Raw genomic sequence first — 17,887 nt, forward strand, 5'->3', positions numbered from 1 at the left:
AGAACTTGATAGAAATAGTTTTAGGTGTTGCTCTTTTTACGGCGATAATCCTTTTTCTCGCTGGGTTCATCCTCACGGCTAAACAATGGCTTGTTCCCTCCGGAAATGTGCGTATTGTCATAAACGGCAGTGAGGACAAGGCTCTGAATGTACAGAGAGGAGGCAAACTTCTCAGCGTTCTGGCAGATGAAAAAATATTTGTTTCATCTGCATGTGGGGGCGGTGGTTCCTGCGGGCAGTGTAAGGTTGTTGTTAATTCCGGCGGCGGGAGCATCCTTCCCACGGAGAAAAGCCATATTAACAGAAAAATGGAACGTGAGGGCTACAGACTTTCATGCCAGCTTACTGTCAAAGAAGACCTTGACATTGAAGTTCCGGCGGAAGTATTCAGTGCCCGTCAATGGGAGTGCGAACTTATATCCAACAGAAATGTTGCGACTTTTATAAAAGAGGTTGTTCTCAAGCTTCCCGAAGGAGAAGATGTGAATTTCCGTGCCGGCGGCTATATTCAGGTTATGGTTCCGCCTTATGAGGCTGATTTCACGCAGATAGACGTTGGAGAAAAATACCACGCCACCTGGGAGAAATTCGGCATATATCAGTATAAATCAAAGGTTGATGAACCTGTTGTCCGTGCTTATTCTATGGCGAATTATCCGGAAGAGAAGGGCGTGATAAAGCTTAACGTACGTATCGCAACTCCGCCTCCTAAAACCAATGGCATACCTCCGGGAAAGGGCTCAACCTATCTTCACACAAGGAAACCGGGCGATAAAGTGACCATCACCGGTCCGTTCGGTGAGTTTCATGCAACGGATAATAATACGGAAATGATATTCCTCGGCGGTGGTGCGGGCATGGCGCCGCTTCGTTCCATAGTGTTTGATGAGCTTAAAAGAAAAGGCACAAAGCGCAAAATATCCTATTGGTACGGAGCCAGAAGCGTTGCTGAACTGTTTTATGATGAAGATTTCAAACAGCTTGAAAAAGAGTTTGAAAACTTCAGCTGGCATGTGGTGATGAGCGAGCCTATGCCGGAAGATAACTGGACAGGCTATAAAGGATTTGTTCACTGCATAGCCTATGACGCTTATCTTAGGAACCATCCTGCGCCGGAGGACTGCGAATACTACCTCTGCGGACCTCCTGTGATGATAGATGCAGTGCTAGACCTGCTGGATAAGCTGGGTGTTGAACCTGAAAATATATACTTTGACGATTTCGGCGGGTAGCTAATGAAGATATTCGCTGTCGCAGTTATAGCGGCATTAGTAGCTTTTGCGGTGTTTTTTCTCTCCGTGCTTAGTGCGAAGAGGAAAAACGCATCGTGCGGATGCGGGAAGGGGGCAGAATGCTGCGCCTCTTCCGGCGGGCACGCAGATAATGACAAGTGTGAAAACAGCCAGAACAACTGCGGGAAAAGTTAGGTTATTTGCTGTTCAGCTTTTCAACACATTTTTCGAGAAGCTCAAAAAGCCTTTTTTTAAGAATAGGTTTAATAAGAGAAAAATCGGCCCCTGTTGCTACTTCTGCCTGATCCTCAAAGGCGGTTATGATAATAATGGGGGTTTTTTCGTCTGTTTTTCTGATTAAGGAAATCATCTGCAGCCCGTTCATCACAGGCATATCCAGATCAGTAATGACTATATCTGGCTTCATCTCCCCGTGTATTTTAAGACCTTCTTCCCCGTTGACCGCAAGTTTAAATTCACCGACATGCTTTGCCAGAATCTTTTCGATGGATTTCTGCATAAGCAGCTCATCTTCCACGAAAAGAAGCCTGATATCCTTCAGCTCTTTCATTAGACACTCCCCTCAATAAGTTTTTCCAGTAAAATAGTGAATTCAGCGCCTTTTCCTGAATTAATTACGCTTATTTTCCCTTTCATTTTACCTTCAATAATTGTACGGCACATGTACAAACCTATACCTGAACCTGAGCCTTTTGTTGTGAAATAGGGCTCAAACAGCCTGTTCATTACCTCATCAGGTATCCCGCCTCCATTATCGGAGAAAATAATTCTGACCTGTTTTTCTGTGGATTCTATTTTTATACTTATTATTCCTGCTTCGGAATTCTTGAGAGTTTTTGCCGCTCTTCTTTCAGCTATAGCATCCTTTGAATTGGCTATCAGGTTGAGTATTACCTGCTTAAACTCATTGGGATAACCATAAACCTCCGATCCGTAAGTGTTTGTAGCGGAGTTATCCACGTAGACAGCTATGTAGTTTACTTTAAGCTGAGGCAGCATAAGGTTGACAATATCTGAGACAGCAGATGAAATTTCAAAAGCCTGCATGGTTCTGGCGGGTTTGAAGAAATTCCTGAAGTCATCAATTGTAGCCGCCATGAAGCTTACCTGCTTCAATATTCCGTTGACGTGTTCGTTTACGGCATCAAGCGTAAGCTCCTTATAGTCATAGTCATCCTTAAAGCATTGAGCTATCAGCGCTATGGCATTGAGAGGCTGTTTCCACTGGTGGGCAATTGCACCTATCATTTCACCCATAGCAGCCATTTTTGACTGCTGAACAAGCATTCTTTCCTGCTCTCTCTGCTTTTGCTGCAGTCTGTTTTTATCGGTTATATCAAGGTGGGTTGATATGAGGTAGCGTTTACCATCATACATAGTTACCCATTTTGTTGTCATCAGAATGTCAACCTGAGTGGAGTCAACTCTCTTAATTTTCCACTCTGAAGCTATGCGTTTAATATGACCGTCACGGTATTTTATAAATAGGCGGTGCATATCATCACGTAGAGTTTCGTGAAGAACCTCTCCGAAGTCAGAGTTTATTACATTGTGTTCCTTGAGCCTGTATATTTCACAGAATCGGCTGTTTACCCGAACGTAGCGCCCTTTGTCATCAACCATTGCTATGCCGATGCTTGCCATGTTGAAAATTACGGAAAGCATCTCTTCATTTGCGGCAAGTTTGCGGTAACTTTCAAATAGTTCTCTGCTGCGTCTGTTTATCTTCTCTTCAAGGGATATGTTGGTATTTTCCAGAAGCTTTTTCTGGTTTTCAAGTTCAGTTATGTCAGTGAATGAGACAATGTAGTAGTATTTTTCACCGGGAAACGGCTGTATATCCACCATAAAGAAGCGTATGGCTCCGGTTGCGGGGTCTTTTATGGCAACTTTAGTGTCACCGGAAGATGCTTTATTACGCAGGACTTTTTTGAGCCAGTGACCTCTTCGGGTTTCGGTGAGGTAGCCAGCAAGAGGGATGAATGTATCGCATATACAGGAGTTCTTTTCTTTGAAGCTGTTAATGTTTTCGTAGCTGAAAAAATTCAAAAGATTTTTATTGCAGTTGCGTATCTCTGTTCCGTTTGTGACCACAACCATGCTGTTTACAAAATCCAGCATATTCTGAAGCTGTTCCCTGCTTGTTAAAAGCTCTTCCCGGAGATTTTTTTCAGTTGTTATATCTCTTATAACAAACAGTATTCTCGGTTCAGAGTCTTTATACCCTGAGATCAGTGAAATAGCTGTATGCCCCCAGAAAAAACCATCACGGGTCATATACAGGTTTTCAGCTTTAATCCCCTCAGGGAAATCACCTTTGATAAGGCTGCTGTGAGCTTCTTTGCTGATAATTTTACGTCCGAAAGCAAGGGCGTTGATATTCTGGCGGGCAAGCTGTTCCGATTCCATCTCAAACATATGAACAGCGGCGGGATTAAAGAAAAGCACATTGTTTTTGAGATCTGTTATTATGACAGAGTCTGAGCTTTGCTCAAAAACTGAACGAAACAGAAAACAGCATTCATCATCCTGAGAAATGCTGTCAGCAGTCTTATACTGTTTTTTATGTTTGTCAGCTTTATCCGCACTCATACATTCACAGCCTTAACAGATTAAAAAACAAATTGTTTTATAAAACTATCATAATCTATCACTAAGTAAAAGTGCAATAGCACAGATTATCTGTTTTTATGATGCCGAATGAAGAAAAAAGCCGTAATTATGGTCACTGAAAGAACAGTGAGGGTCTTGACGGCGCTTTCCGAAATACTGCCTGCGTATATCGCCTGATAATTGTAAGTGCTATGCAGAGCTGCGGAAACAAAAATATATCCTGCGGCGCATTGAAGAAAGCCGCAGCGTGCAAATTTTGCAGCATTTATACCTGCTGCCCATATCAGCGCAAGGCTAATATGAAGTGGGGTGGAGATGCAAAGCCGCATAAGGAGCATTTCAGTGTTAAGCCCTTTCAGGTAGTATATGTTTTCAAGCAATGCAAAGCCCAGCCCCGCTGAAGCAGCGTATATATATCCCTGCACAGGGGTTTCATAGTTTTTGGAGTCTTTAATAATCAGAAAGGTTATGAGGCATTTGAGAAACTCTTCGTTAATGCCTACAAATGCAGAATATGCTGCTGTAGCAGATCGGGGAAGGTTTACAGCATTCATTTCGATACCAATGGTATCAAGAAAAAGCGTGTTCAGCCATGCAGCAGGGTGATAGGCGGCTGAACCGGCAGCAAAGGCTACAAGAAGGGACATAAAAACCGTCCGTTTCTCAAACCTGCCGAAGGCATTTATAATGCAGATCCACAACAGTGAACCGGCAGTCAGAATTAATACCAACTCCAATCAGCACCCGCCAAAGTATAATCAATCAAACTACCTCAGTCTTTTTTCATACGCAATATTAAAGTTGCTTAACTCCTTAATGAGCTTTTCTTTATGAATAATGAAATGAACGGTAACTCATAATGAAAAGAGAAGTAAGTAAAAATGTGTCAGAAAGAGGAATAGAGTCATGTTGATTTTAATAAATACTTGAAGGAGAGCCTTTTTAGAAAGAGGTTATTTGTTTTGCGCACTAAAGAATTATATTAACAAATAAACCGATGATTAACAACGTATTAGAACAATAAAACACGTTTTGTTCTGCGATCTGTTAAATAGAGACAAAAAATGGAGTTGTTTTATTTGTTTTAGGGTTTATTATTGCCTTATATACATAACAAAAAAGTTGAATGCAGTTTTCCTGCACTGTTTCAAAGGAAAACACATTCTTTTTAATGGAGGCAGAAATGGCTATATTTTTAGGCATCCTTTGTGTTTCGGCTATCGCAGGCTTTTGGACTGCGGTTTACTTTAAATCCCAACATGTAGACTAGTGTGCAGACTAGTTTTTCATAGCTACAGTTCCTGACTGAAAGCCATCAGGAAGGCGGGGGATGTCTGAAACGGCAAAACCCGCCTTCTTCATATCTTCCCTAACTCCCTTAGCACAAGAATAGGTTACCACTCTGCCGTCATCTTTTAAAACCCTGTGAAGGTTTCTGAAAACACTCTCTGTCCACATTTCAGCGTTTTTTCTTTTGCTGAACGGGTCGAAGTAAACTGCATCAAAAGGTGCCTGAATCCTGTCCAGACTATTTACCGCATCACCGTACATTACATCAAGACCATACCTTCCGCATGTTCCCTCATAAAGAAGCTTTCTTAAGATTCTGTATCCGTCGGGCGGGGTCAGAGAGGCTGTTTTCTGAATAAGCTGAACAAGGCTGTGATCTTTTTCAAGGCTGACTATCTGAAGCTTGTGTTCCTTCGGAATATCCAGTTTTTCAATTTCATGGAAAGTCACTGCGAGATTAGCGCCTATTCCCAGGCAGATGTCGAGAATACGCACATGACCTTTTTTCAGCTTCTCTATTACGCCTGAAGGGATTACAAATTTATGCAGGCTTTCGGTGAATGTACCAATACTCTTTGCGTGGTAAGCCTGCTTATATGTAAGGTTGTAGAATGATATGGAGCCGTCCCCCGTGGAGATCGGCTTCTTATCACCTGAAATGAGGATTAAATTCGGCATTTGTAAAATATACGTGATAGTCTTTTGTTATTTTTTCCGGCATGTCGTCACGGTAGTGCCCGCCACGGCTGCCTTCTCTGGCGAGGGCGGCATGAGCCATCAGCAGTCCGCTCTCTGCAAGGTTTTTAAGCTCGGCGGTTTTTCTGTCTGCCGGAGTTTTACCCTCAAATTTACTGAGAAACGATGCAAGCTCACTGATTGCTTTTTTCAGCCCTTCTTCATTTCTGGAAACGCTTACATACTTCCACATAGTTTCCTGAATGAACTTAAGTGCTTGGGCGCAGTCGGTTTCTTTGTAAGTTTCAGATACTTGGATCTCTGTTTCACTTATAAGCGTATTTTCTGTGTCTTTGACCGCAGCCTTTGCACTTCTTCCGCCGAACACAACACCTTCAAGGAGTGAATTGCTGGCAAGGCGGTTTGCTCCGTGTACCCCGGTGCATGCAGCTTCACCGCAGGCGTACAGCCCTTTCAGACTTGAGCGTCCGTCAAGGTCAGTTTTTATGCCTCCCATATAGTAATGAGCGGCAGGGCTGACGGGGATGTAGTCTTTGGTTATATCTATGCCATAGCTGAGGCATGTGTTGTATATCTTCGGAAATCTGTGAAGTATATGTTCTTTATCAAGGTGAGTCACATCGAGATAGACGTGTTTCGTTTTTGTCTTGTTCATTTCAAAGAATATGGAACGGCTTACCACATCCCTCGGCGCAAGTTCGCCGTCTTCATGGTAATTAAAACAGAATCTTTCTCCGGCGTTGTTCCGCAGTACAGCTCCTTCGCCTCTCATAGATTCGCTCAAAAGAAACGCTGGCGCTCCGGGGAAGTGCAGGGCGGTGGGGTGAAACTGGAAAAACTCCATGTCTTCCAGCTCTGCTCCTGCTCTGAAAGCCATAGCAGCTCCGTCCCCTGTGGAAACATCCGGGTTTGTGGTGCGGGTGAACAGTCTGCCTGCGCCGCCTGTGGCAACGACTACTGCTTTTGAATAGAATGATGTCAGTTCCCCGGTTTTTTCATCCAATGCAAGAACACCCGTGACTCTGCTGTTTTCCATTATGAAGTCCAGAGCGTAGGTGTAGTCCAGCCTGTATATGTTAAGGAATTTCAGGGAATATTCTTTCAGGGTGCGGACAATTTCATGCCCTGTGGCGTCACCGTGCGCATGGATTATGCGGTTAACACTGTGTGCCGCCTCACGGGTAAATGAGAGAGCTCCTTCTTTAGTGTCGAAATTTGCACCCCATGATATAAGCTGTGTTATATATTCCGGTCCTTCAGCCACAAGGGTTTTCACCGAATCTTTAATGCAGAGACCGTCACCAGCTTTCAGAGTGTCTTCGTAGTGAAGAACTATATCATCCTCTTCACTTAAGGCTACAGCAACACCGCCCTGAGCATATTCAGAGCTGCTTTCACCGAGGACACATTTAGTTATAAGAGCCACATCTCCGTGACCTGCAAGCTCAATAGCGGCGCGCAAACCTGCAACGCCGCTGCCGAGAACTATATAATCGAAACGTTTTTTATTCATCAGAAGCGAATGCCTGCCTTAAGACTGAGCTGGTTTATTTCTCCGATACCTGCTTCAGCATTGAATTTCAGGAAAGGAAACGGAGTAACCTGAATTCCTAATATACCTTTTGCTGTGTAAGCTGTTTCAGTGTCAAGATCAACTGCATCGGATTTTTCTTTGAGATAATTCATAGAGCCTACAATACCAGCATAGGGTTTGATGATAAGTATGCCTTTGCTGATAAAGACGCCGATGTTTGCGTTGTAGGCATCTATTTCATCATGACCCACTGTCTGAGAATATGCCGCTCTGACAGAAAGTGCAGGAGTCGCCATTGTGCCTTCCAGTATGGCGTATTTTATTGAAACACCAGCCACTGTGAGGTCGGAATTGGCAGACTGACCTATCATTGCTCCTATGTCAATTTTTCCGGGCAGACCTTTCTGGGCGTGCAGCCTGTACATGATGAGGGCTTCCTGCGAGTCACCGTCGGAAGCTGCGTGATCCCATACATCAGTATCAATTATGTTGAAAGATGCTTCAGCGGCTATATCAAAACCGAGGAGCCCGAGAGGGTCTGCGGGGCTGTTGGGGTCAAACGAAATTACAGAACCGAGTTCTTTGGCAAAGGTTTTAAAGTCGTTCTGAGTCATACCGGGACGGAGTTTGATGTCGTCTGCGAATGCGGAGCCCGCAAAGCAGATGATAAATGCCAATACAAGAAGCTTCTTCATGAGTTATCTCCTTTTAAGGTCAGGGTAGCCGAAGTCTTTAAAAAAGTTTTCCTTCGTGCGGTTGAAGTAACCGAACCTGACATTTTTGTTTTTACGTTTGATTAATTTTAGCATGTTTTTCAATCCAAGGATTTCTTCTGTTTTAAACTTCATTTTAGAGAACAGAAAGTCCGGATCTATATTGAGGTTACGAAGCTGGATAAGGTCTATATTGTACGCTCCGAGGAAGTCAAGGAGGGTATTCAGCTCGCCCTCTCTGTCATTAATTCCGGGTATTGTGAGCAGGTTGAGAGATACGTACGCTTTATATCTGTTTGCCAGTTCAATACTTTTCAGAACATCACCGAAGTCGTAATTAACCGGTGAATAGTACATTTCATAGGTTGTATGGTTGGCTGAGTTCATGCTTACTCTGATGCTGTCTATTCCTGCATCAAGGAGAAGTTTGAGCTTTTCAGGGCTTGAACAGTTGGAGTTGAAGTTTATTGTCATGTCAGGTGCTTTTTTCTTTATGACCGACACAGCCTTGGCTATAGTTTCGGCTTCTGTGATCGGATCTCCCTCACACCCCTGACCAAAGCTGATTATCGGTTCTTCCGCCGTTTCATAATGGTTCAGGGCAACTTCGATTATCTCCTTCGGTGAGGGAACAAAGCTGATGCGTGACTGCGGGGAGGGGCAGCACTCCGCAGGCTGTTTGGATATACAGCCCAGACATCTGCTGTTGCAGGTAGGAGCTGTGGGGATGGGGCATTCCCACCTGCCCATGAACACATTTTTCGCAGCCGTGCAGTGGTATTCAAGGGCGCATTTCGCAAGCTGCTTATATAATCTGTTGTCCGGATATTTACTAAGATATGCCTGAACCTTTGGTTTAAAGCTGTCTGTAAAATCATAGAGGCATGGATTCCATTTGGAATCATCGTCTATTTTTAGTGCGGGCACAACAAACTTCCCGTTCATCCATCCCACTGCTGTATAAGCGTAAAGAGGAAGAATGTCTTCACTCAGTTTTTTATATGCAGGAAGAAACAGGCGCAGAAACCCAGGGGCAAGAAATACGCTGACTGCCATTCCTCCTGTAAAAGTTTCCATATTCGCCGTATCCTGATTATAGGCTATGGGGTGCGTATCAGGCATAAAATACAGCCTTGATGTTTCGGGTAGTTCAATAAGCTCCGTCTCGTACGGAACAAAGTTATAGTTTTCACTTCTCACAGCCATTTTGAGGCTGGGGTGATCATATATATTTCCCTGTCTGTCCGCAAACAGCAGACTTGGTATATCGTACATTTTACCTGCCTTATTTTATGAACCCGTCTGAGTCAGACCTGAACGTAAACAGAGCCCTTTTGACGGGCAGACGGAAAACAAATCATATTGTATTTTCGCAATTTTTCAATATATACTTACGGCACAAAATAACCGGAAAGAAAAAAATATATATTCGGGAGCAGAAAATGACAGATATTATTGAGGTTTATGCACGGGAAATACTGGATTCCAGAGGCAATCCCACGGTCGAGGTAGAGGTCGTTACAAGCGGCGGATATTTAGGCAGAGCGGCTGTTCCTTCAGGCGCGTCCACTGGCGAGCATGAAGCTGTGGAACTCAGAGACGGCGACAAAAGCAGATACCTCGGTAAAGGTGTTCTGAAAGCCGTTCAGAATGTTAACGAAATTATTTCGGACGAGCTTGAGGGAATAGATGTTCTTGAGCAGAAGCTCATTGATGAAATCCTTATTGATCTTGACGGAACTGACAACAAGTCAAAACTCGGAGCAAACGCTATCCTCGGTGTCTCTCTTGCATGCGCCAAAGCCGCTGCGGACGCTTCTTCGCTCCCTCTCTATAAATATATAGGCGGAGCATTCGCCCACACTCTTCCAACTCCTATGATGAACATCATCAACGGAGGTCAGCACGCTGATAATAACGTGGATATTCAGGAATTTATGATTATGCCCGTGGGAGCTGAAACTTTCCGTGATGCACTCAGGATGGGAACAGAAACTTTCCATTCACTTAAAAAAGTTCTCCATGAAAAGAAATACAACACCGCTGTTGGCGATGAAGGCGGTTTTGCGCCTGATCTCAAATCAAATGAAGAAGCCATAGAGGTTATTCTCCGTGCCATAGAAAACGCAGGCTACAAACCCGGTGAGGACATCTGCCTTGCGCTGGATGCTGCAGCAAGCGAATTTTATAAAGACGGCAAATACTTCATGGCTGCTGAAAAGAACCCTGAAAAATCAGCGGATGATATGGTTGAATACTACTCTTACCTCTGCGGAAAATATCCGATCATCTCCATTGAAGACGGTCTCTATGAAAACGACTGGGACGGATGGAAAAAACTCACCGATGCTCTCGGAAGCAAAATTCAGCTTGTAGGGGATGATCTCTTCGTAACAAACGTTAAGCGTCTTCAGGAAGGTATCAGAAAAGGCGTTGCCAACTCTGTTCTTGTTAAGCTCAACCAGATAGGCACACTCACTGAAACACTGCATACAATAGAAACAGCCAAAACAGCAGGCTATACAAATATTATCTCTCACCGCTCAGGCGAAACTGAAGATACAACAATAGCAGATCTCGCAGTTGCCACAAATGCAGGGCAGATCAAGACAGGTTCAGCATCCAGAACTGACCGCATCGCCAAATACAACCAGCTCCTCCGCATCGAAGAAGAACTGGTTGATCAGGGTGTTTACAAAGGGCTCGGCTCTTTCTACAACCTGAAAAAATAATCGGCGGTTCTTAAAACCCGCAGGATGCGGGTTCGCCGTGCGCAGCGAAGGGCGGTTCATCCGCCCGCGAGCGTGTGTGTAAACACCGCAGGACGCAGGTGTTTACGCCATCAAGACGGTTCAGGGTGTCTATAAAGGACTCGGTTCTTTCTACAACCTGAAAAAATAATCGGCGTTTTTAAAACCCGCAGGATGTGGGTTCGCCGTGCGCAGCGAAGGGCGGTTTATCCGCCTGCGAGCGTGTGCGTAAACGCCGCAGGACGCAGGTGTTTACGCTATTAAGACGGTTCAGGGTGTTTATAAAGGACTTGGTTCTTTTTACAACCTGAAAAAATAATCGGCATTTCCAGAAACCCGCAGGATGCGGGTTCGCCGTGCGCAGCGAAGGGTGTGCAATTTTTTTAGTATTCTAATTATTTGTATTTAAACAAGTTTTATAAAGGGAGCTGTAAGCTCCCTTTTTTTATGCGGTCGAAGACAGAACACCACGCTTTTAAGCGTGGATGAATGAGCCTTTCGACGGTATACTTTTCTATGGAAATCATTAAGACCTCTCACAGTGCTTATTACTTGAAATATCATGTAGTTTGGGTTTGTAAATACCGTCGAAAGATCCTGAAGCCTGGTGTCTGTTCTTATATTCGTAAAACGTTGCCCAGTTTATTGAGAAGTATGCCTGGCGTTGAAATAGAAGCCATTGGCTTTGACTTAGATCATTTGCATATGGTTATAATTATTCCTCCCAAATATAGTATTTCAGATGTTATGGGTAGATTAAAAAGCCAATTGGCTTCCCGTATGCGAAAATTTTTTGATTGGTTAGAAAAAGTATACTGGAATGAAAATATAGTGTGGTCGCCAGGCTACTTCGTTAGCAGTATTGGTTTGAATGAAGACGTAATTAAAAATTACGTCGAAATGCAAGGGCAACAGGATTCAGGACAGCTCAAGATTGAGCTGTAAAAAACATGCGATAGCATGGCGAAAGCATAGAACCCCGGGTTTACCCGGGGGTATCTATTTACAATATCAGGTAATAATCACTAGATCTTGACAACATTGATGTTAAATTGTGCTATTATTAGTATTGATGATTATAATCTTGCTTTTTCATGGTGGTATCTTATGAATAGGAATGTACTTAAAGTATTGCTAGTACTTTTAGTTCTATTGTTTTCCCTGAACGCACATGCGTCATATCTGGGTGTTGCTAATTCCTCAAAAATTTCTCCTGATTTTTCTGAGTTTGAAAGCTCTGGAAAAACTGCATATCATTACGGATATGGCATAACAGCAGGCGGAAAAGTTGTGTATTCTGTTGGTCTCTATGATGCGTCATGGAACTTAAGCAATCTTTATGTTAAAGCCTATAATTTAGATGGCTCAACAGCCTGGACTTACGATGCAAGCACTCTTATGGGTTCAAGGGCAACGAATTATCAAGGTTCATATGTACAGACACTCTCCAACGGGAATATCCTTGTTTCATGGGACGGAACTGATTCCGGCTGCGGAAGTGATTACCAGATGATTATTCTTGATGAAGACGGAAATCTGGTTAAAGGTGTTACAAACATCTCCGAGACTTCATCTTCTTATAACTGCTACGGGAATTCCGTTGAGCTTTCAAACGGAAACGTGCTTTTTTACTGGCAGAATACCGGAAGTGAATATCTGATGAAAATTTTTGATTCCGCCGGAAATGTGGTGAAGAGTGCAACATCTATATCAAACACAGGCACAAGAGACGGCACATGCACATCAATGTACAGCCACTCTGCCGGAGTAATAGACGGCAAGTTTATGCTTGGCTACACCTGCTATACATCTGATAACTACTACGGAGTTATATATAATAATGACGGAACGCAGACTTCTGTGGGAGGATATAACCACTTTAAGGTTTCGTCAGTTGATAAAGGCGGTTCTGCACAGATATATATCCAAGGACTTTCCAATGATACATTCCTGACAATGTTCATGGGAGAACCAGGAGCAGATTATAACTCACGAGATGAGCGCAGAGCGTTTATCAGCAGCACAGGCATAGTCTCCGGTGAAACAATACTGCGTGTAATTGGTAACAACAACATAAGACAGCCTGCTAGTCTGAAGGGCGGTGGGTTTGTTATCGCTGGCGATGACGGAAGCTCATATGTAACAGCCGAATTGTTCGATAATAATGCAACGAGTCTCGAAGGACCTGTCAGAGCCGGAGAGACAACGGACAGTTACGGATTCTCTGTGCCCGGTTTTATTCCCGGTCCTGACAGCGGTTTTATATATGTGAATTATGATGATTCAAAAACATATGTTTACGGGGTTACATCTTCCACTCCCCAACCTTCCATAACAGAAGGTGCTTCAACAAATGTAACAATGAGCGAGGACGGAAGTCCTACTGCATTCAGCCTCACTCTGAATGCCACTGATCCCAACGGAGAAACTCTTACGTGGAGCATATCTTCAGCTGCTTCTCATGGTACAGCGTCCGCAAGCGGAACAGGTACATCCAAAGCTGTAACATACACTCCCACCGGAAACTACTTTGGTTCTGATTCATTCAAAGTTAAGGTAACTAACACCAGCGGCGGCACTGATGAAATAGCTGTTAATGTAACAATTGATTCTGTTGCAGACCCTGTTGCTATAACCAGTAACGGAGGCGGTTCTCTTGCAGCTGTTTCAGTTAATGAAAATTCTTCATCCGTAACGACTGTTTCCGTCTCTTCTGTATACGGAGAAACATATACTTACTCTATTGACGGAGGAGCGGACAGCGTCAAGTTTTCTATCAATTCCTCAACAGGGGTTCTGACTTTTACTTCAGCTCCTGATTATGAAAATCCTTCAGATTCCGGTGCTGACAACTCATACGAAGTAATAGTCAAAGTATCGAACGGAACCAATTTTGACAGTCAGATTATAACTGTCAATGTTCAGGATATTGATGACACTGCTCCTTCTTTTACAAGCTCCGCCTCTGTATCAGTGACTGAAAACACCGAAGAAGTTGTCGCCGTTACTGTCACAGACCCGGATACCGCTTCGGCGACCTTTTCAATATCAGGAGGGGCAGATTCTTCAAAGTTTAATATAAACGCAACGACAGGGGAGTTGGTATTTATTAATGCTCCCGACTATGAAAATCCCGGTGATGCAGACACTAATAATATTTATGTGGTTCAGGTCAGCGCAACAGATGGGACAAACTCCGCAAGCCAGACGCTGAATGTTACTGTCACCAATGTAGTAAATGAGAATCCTCCGGTTATTACAAGCGGAACGTCTTTTGCTGTTGATGAAAATCAGACCAATGTCGGTGTGATATCAGCAACGGATGCTGACGCTGATACTCTGTCGTTCAGTATAACCGGCGGTGCTGATTCAGGAAAATTCATTATAAACAGCTCCACCGGAGCTTTGTTTTTTAATTCCGCACCTGATTATGAAAATCCGGGAAGTGCCGGAGGAAGCAATTCCTACAGTGTGACCGTTACCGTATCTGATGGTCTTCATACAGCAAATTCCACAGTTTCTGTTAATGTTGGTAACATAAACGATAATCAGCCTGTTTTTTCAGGTTCAGGGTTGTATTCCATTGATGAAGGACAGACTGCAGTCGCTGTTCTTACGGCCACTGACACCGATGGCGACAATCTTACTTACTCTCTCGCCGGCGGCGTGGATTCGGGAAAATTTTCACTGAATCCATTCACGGGGGCTTTGACTTTTGCTTCTGCACCGGATTATGAAAATCCTCTGGATAATGATGGAAATAATGTATACAGCCTTGTTGTTATGGTTAACGACGGCTCTCACAGTGTTAACTTGAATGTTGCTGTTACAGTAAATAATCTTAATGATAACACTCCTGTTTTTACCAGCGAAGCAATAACAAGTGTTCAGGAAAACAGTACGGGTGTCATGACAATTACCGCAGATGATGCGGATGGCAACACCCTGATATTTACAATAGCGGGCGGGGCTGATGCGGCTAAGTTTTCACTCAACAGTGCCAACAGCGCTCTCTCGTTTGTCTCAGCTCCGGACTATGAAGAACCGGGGGATGCTGACAGCAACAACGTTTACCTTGTTGTCGTCAAAGCTTATGACGGTGTAAATCAGGCAACTCAAAACATAGCTGTGACCGTAACAGATGTTGACGAGCCTGTATTTGAGATAACAAGTGCCTCTTCCGCTTCTGTTGCGGAAAAACAAACTGCTGTACTTACTGTTGTTGCTGAAGATCCTCTTGCACGCAGTATTGTCTATTCGATAATCGGCGGAGCTGATGCCTCGTCTTTCAGCATAAACTCATCAAGCGGTGTACTTACATTTAACAGCGCTCCTGATTATGAAGATCCCTCAGATTCTGACAGTAACAACACATATGTGGTGCGTGTTAAAGCTGCTGTGGTTGTTGGAACGGACAGTGACGAACAGGATATTACTGTAACAGTCACCAATGTAAACGAAGCGCCTGTTGCTGAGGACGCTTCTGTGACAACAGAGGAAAATACCGCTGTTGCTGATAGCGTAGATGCCGAAGATATTGACGGCGACAGCCTTACTTACAGCATAAATACTCAGCCTCTCCATGGTACGGCTTCGGTGAATGCTTCGACGGGAGCTTTTACCTACACACCTGCAAACGGGTACATAGGAGAAGACAGCTTCAAAATCAGAGTTTCTGACGGAGTTCTTTATGATGATGCGGCGGTTTCTGTTAGCGTAACACTCTCATCAGATAAAACTGCTGACTCTGACGGAGACGGTATTCCCGATTACCTTGAAGGAACAAACGACTCTGACAATGACGGCAAAGCTGACTATCTGGATGATGATGCAAACGGTGACGGTAAAAAAGACTTCCCGTTTAATGTTACAAGTCAGGGTAGTGTGCTTAACTACACAAAAGTTCAGCTTAAAACAGGCAAAACTTTAAGCTTTACCCTTCCTGCGTCCGTAACACCTTCTGTAAGTGTTTACAAAGAAGGGGGAACTGCTGTTTATGAAGTTGTTCGCAACGGCACCTCATTTGACCTGAAAATAACTCCGGAAGGAGCATTTGCAGGTAACTACACAGTTAAGATTACCGATACTTTGACAGGCGAAGTTTCTGTTTTTGAACTGCATGTTCCCATGAATATTTTTGTTCAGGAACAGCAGATATATGAAAAAGACTCCACTAAAAAAGTTGTGCTTAAGGGCGGTGAAGTAAGCTCTGCAGCCGTGTTTACCGTTCTCGACTCTGACGGAGTTGAAGATACTTCCGGAAAAATAGCCGAGGTAACTTCAGGAACATTTGCAGCTGCGGATTCCGGCGGTAATACTGCATACGGAACAATTATTCCTGCAGATACCGATGAGTTCCTTAATTTCAGCATCTCAGCATTAAGCGGAGAAGAAACCGCTGCGACCGGTTCAATCCTTATGGTTCCTTCTGTAGTATATGCAGGCACTGTGGTGGATTCGTCACAGAATCCTGTTTCAGGTGTGAATATCTTTGCTGAACATGAAGTCAGGTACGATGGTGTGAATTATACCGCCTCCTCAGGTGCAGACGGCAGATTCTCAATGGAAATACCTTCCAGATTTGATAAAGCTCATACACTGACGTTTACAAAATCAGGATACGTGTTTACCAAGGTATCCGGCAGTACGCTCACCGGATACGGACAGACAGTTCCGCTTCAGGCCACTGTAAAAAGCCTTACAGCAAGGGTTAACGGATTGCTTCAGGGCGATACTGTTAATGTAATCCTTTGGGTAAAAAATAACGGTGTGCAGACCAAATATGCTTCCGTTACGATCACTGCAGGTGCAGGCGGGACTGCTGAAAATGTATTCTGGCTTGAAACAGGCTCAGAATTCTCATACCTTACTTGCGAGTCTGCAGGGTATGTAACCGGGACAAAAATCATAGGCGTATCCGACACAGAAGTGAACGTTTCAATGACTCCTAAGGCATATACCGGAATAAAAGCTTCTGCGGCGGATGGAGACAATGAGACAATAATCAGTTTTACCGGAAGAAACTTCAACGGGTTGACTCTGATTGTTAAGTCTGATAACGGCACTCTGCTGGATACTGAGTCTATGATTGGAACGGAATATGATTATACATACACCGGCAGCAGTAATCTTGTAATGAATGTCTCAGACAGAGGCCGGGTGCTTTATACATACACTTATCTTGCAGCAAATAAGGCTGTTGATAACGATGTACAGCCCGTTTATCTTAATGAGCAGATTAATGTGGAAGGCGGAAGTCAAGTCGGACAGGAAACTGCCGATGCTGAAAACGGAGACGGAATGACAGCAGATGAGAAAATAATTGTCGTTATTCCGCCCGCAGGTCTGAACACTGATAAGATTATGGAGGACACAGCTTCAGTATGCGGCAATACCGATTCTCTTACTGCAAATCTTGAGGTTCAGCAGCTCTACAGCGGAAATGGAGAGCTTAACGGCTCATACGCCAGCTTATATGATGTTTCGCTCTATATTTACGGATGCGAGGAGCTTAAATTCGCCACAAACGGGAAAGATAAGATCCTTGAGAGGATTGAAATTACTGTACCATTTAATACAGGGCTGATTGAACCGGGTGATATCGAAAGCGGAGAATACCGTCTTTTCAGTGCCAATTCTTACGAAGAGTTTCTTGCAGGAAAACTCACGGCAGTTCCGTTGAATAATATTATCGAAATTGACTACATTACCGGCACGGTTACTTTCTGGATCGATCACCTGACAAGCTTTGGAATAGTCAGTAAAGATTCATTACCTGCTGATAATTCCGGAGGCGGAAGCGGTCATGGTCACGGCGGATGCTCCGCAGGTGACGGCGATATGCTCATGAGCCTTATCTTCCTTGTATCTGCTGCTGTTCTTATTATGAGGAGAAGAAAAAGAACTTCCATATAAGATGCAGTAAAAAAATTATGTAATCTAAAGTGCCGTATCCTCTGGGGTGCGGCACTTTTTTCGTTTTACACATTCTCAGCCCGCCCTTTTTTTATTGAGCAAAATGGATTATGTTATGTCAGA

At 43.8% G+C, this 17,887-nt stretch carries 12 protein-coding genes; 5 read left to right on the plus strand and 7 right to left on the minus strand.

What is annotated here, in order from left to right; all coding sequences use genetic code 11:
- The first annotated feature begins 8 nt into the window (after positions 1–8).
- Positions 9–1,232 carry an NADH:ubiquinone reductase (Na(+)-transporting) subunit F gene (gene nqrF, locus ACYRYY_RS14480; RefSeq protein WP_460216508.1) on the plus strand — a complete coding sequence of 408 codons (1,224 nt, stop codon included), beginning with the start codon at positions 9–11 and terminating at the stop codon, positions 1,230–1,232.
- Between the two features lie 3 nt (positions 1,233–1,235).
- Positions 1,236–1,427, plus strand: a complete 192-nt coding sequence (locus tag ACYRYY_RS14485; protein ID WP_460216304.1) for a hypothetical protein — start codon at positions 1,236–1,238, stop codon at positions 1,425–1,427.
- Between the two features lies 1 nt (position 1,428).
- On the opposite strand, the gene ACYRYY_RS14490 is transcribed toward ACYRYY_RS14485, so the two are convergent.
- From ACYRYY_RS14490 to ACYRYY_RS14520, 7 genes are all read right to left on the minus strand, one after another.
- Positions 1,429–1,803, minus strand: coding sequence for a response regulator transcription factor (locus ACYRYY_RS14490; protein WP_460216305.1), 375 nt, complete (start codon positions 1,801–1,803; stop codon positions 1,429–1,431).
- The gene (locus tag ACYRYY_RS14495; RefSeq protein ID WP_460216306.1) at positions 1,803–3,845 is read right to left on the minus strand and encodes a PAS domain S-box protein; all 2,043 of its coding nucleotides are present in this window, start codon (positions 3,843–3,845) and stop codon (positions 1,803–1,805) included. Before ACYRYY_RS14495 ends, ACYRYY_RS14490 begins: the two co-directional genes overlap by 1 nt.
- An 86-nt stretch (positions 3,846–3,931) precedes the next feature.
- The gene (locus ACYRYY_RS14500; RefSeq protein WP_460216307.1) at positions 3,932–4,513 is read right to left on the minus strand and encodes a PrsW family glutamic-type intramembrane protease; all 582 of its coding nucleotides are present in this window, start codon (positions 4,511–4,513) and stop codon (positions 3,932–3,934) included.
- Between the two features lie 631 nt (positions 4,514–5,144).
- Positions 5,145–5,834: a tRNA (5-methylaminomethyl-2-thiouridine)(34)-methyltransferase MnmD gene (locus ACYRYY_RS14505; protein WP_460216308.1), complete on the minus strand. Its 690-nt coding sequence runs from the start codon at positions 5,832–5,834 to the stop codon at positions 5,145–5,147.
- On the minus strand, positions 5,806–7,365 hold the full coding sequence (gene nadB, locus ACYRYY_RS14510) for an L-aspartate oxidase (RefSeq protein WP_460216309.1): 1,560 nt from the start codon (positions 7,363–7,365) through the stop codon (positions 5,806–5,808). The genes ACYRYY_RS14505 and nadB overlap by 29 nt, the downstream gene beginning before the upstream one ends.
- Positions 7,365–8,081 (minus strand): hypothetical protein, encoded by a 717-nt coding sequence (locus tag ACYRYY_RS14515; RefSeq protein ID WP_460216310.1) that lies wholly within the window; start codon positions 8,079–8,081, stop codon positions 7,365–7,367. The genes nadB and ACYRYY_RS14515 overlap by 1 nt, the downstream gene beginning before the upstream one ends.
- Positions 8,082–8,084: 3 nt before the next feature.
- Positions 8,085–9,374, minus strand: coding sequence for a radical SAM protein (locus tag ACYRYY_RS14520; RefSeq protein WP_460216311.1), 1,290 nt, complete (start codon positions 9,372–9,374; stop codon positions 8,085–8,087).
- Between the two features lie 167 nt (positions 9,375–9,541).
- Between ACYRYY_RS14520 and eno the strand changes: the two genes are divergently transcribed.
- The 3 genes from eno to ACYRYY_RS14535 all read left to right on the plus strand — a co-directional run bounded on the left by eno (position 9,542) and on the right by ACYRYY_RS14535 (position 17,764).
- Entirely contained in the window at positions 9,542–10,831 is a 1,290-nt protein-coding gene (gene eno / locus ACYRYY_RS14525; RefSeq protein WP_460216312.1) for a phosphopyruvate hydratase, read from the plus strand.
- A gap of 534 nt (positions 10,832–11,365) precedes the next feature.
- A complete protein-coding gene (gene tnpA / locus ACYRYY_RS14530) occupies positions 11,366–11,794 on the plus strand; it encodes an IS200/IS605 family transposase (protein WP_460213496.1) in 429 nt (142 codons plus the stop codon).
- 162 nt (positions 11,795–11,956) lie between these two features.
- Positions 11,957–17,764 (plus strand): cadherin domain-containing protein, encoded by a 5,808-nt coding sequence (locus ACYRYY_RS14535; RefSeq protein WP_460216313.1) that lies wholly within the window; start codon positions 11,957–11,959, stop codon positions 17,762–17,764.
- Positions 17,765–17,887: the final 123 nt, after the last annotated feature.

It is taken from the genome of Geovibrio sp. ADMFC3, from assembly GCF_054687035.1.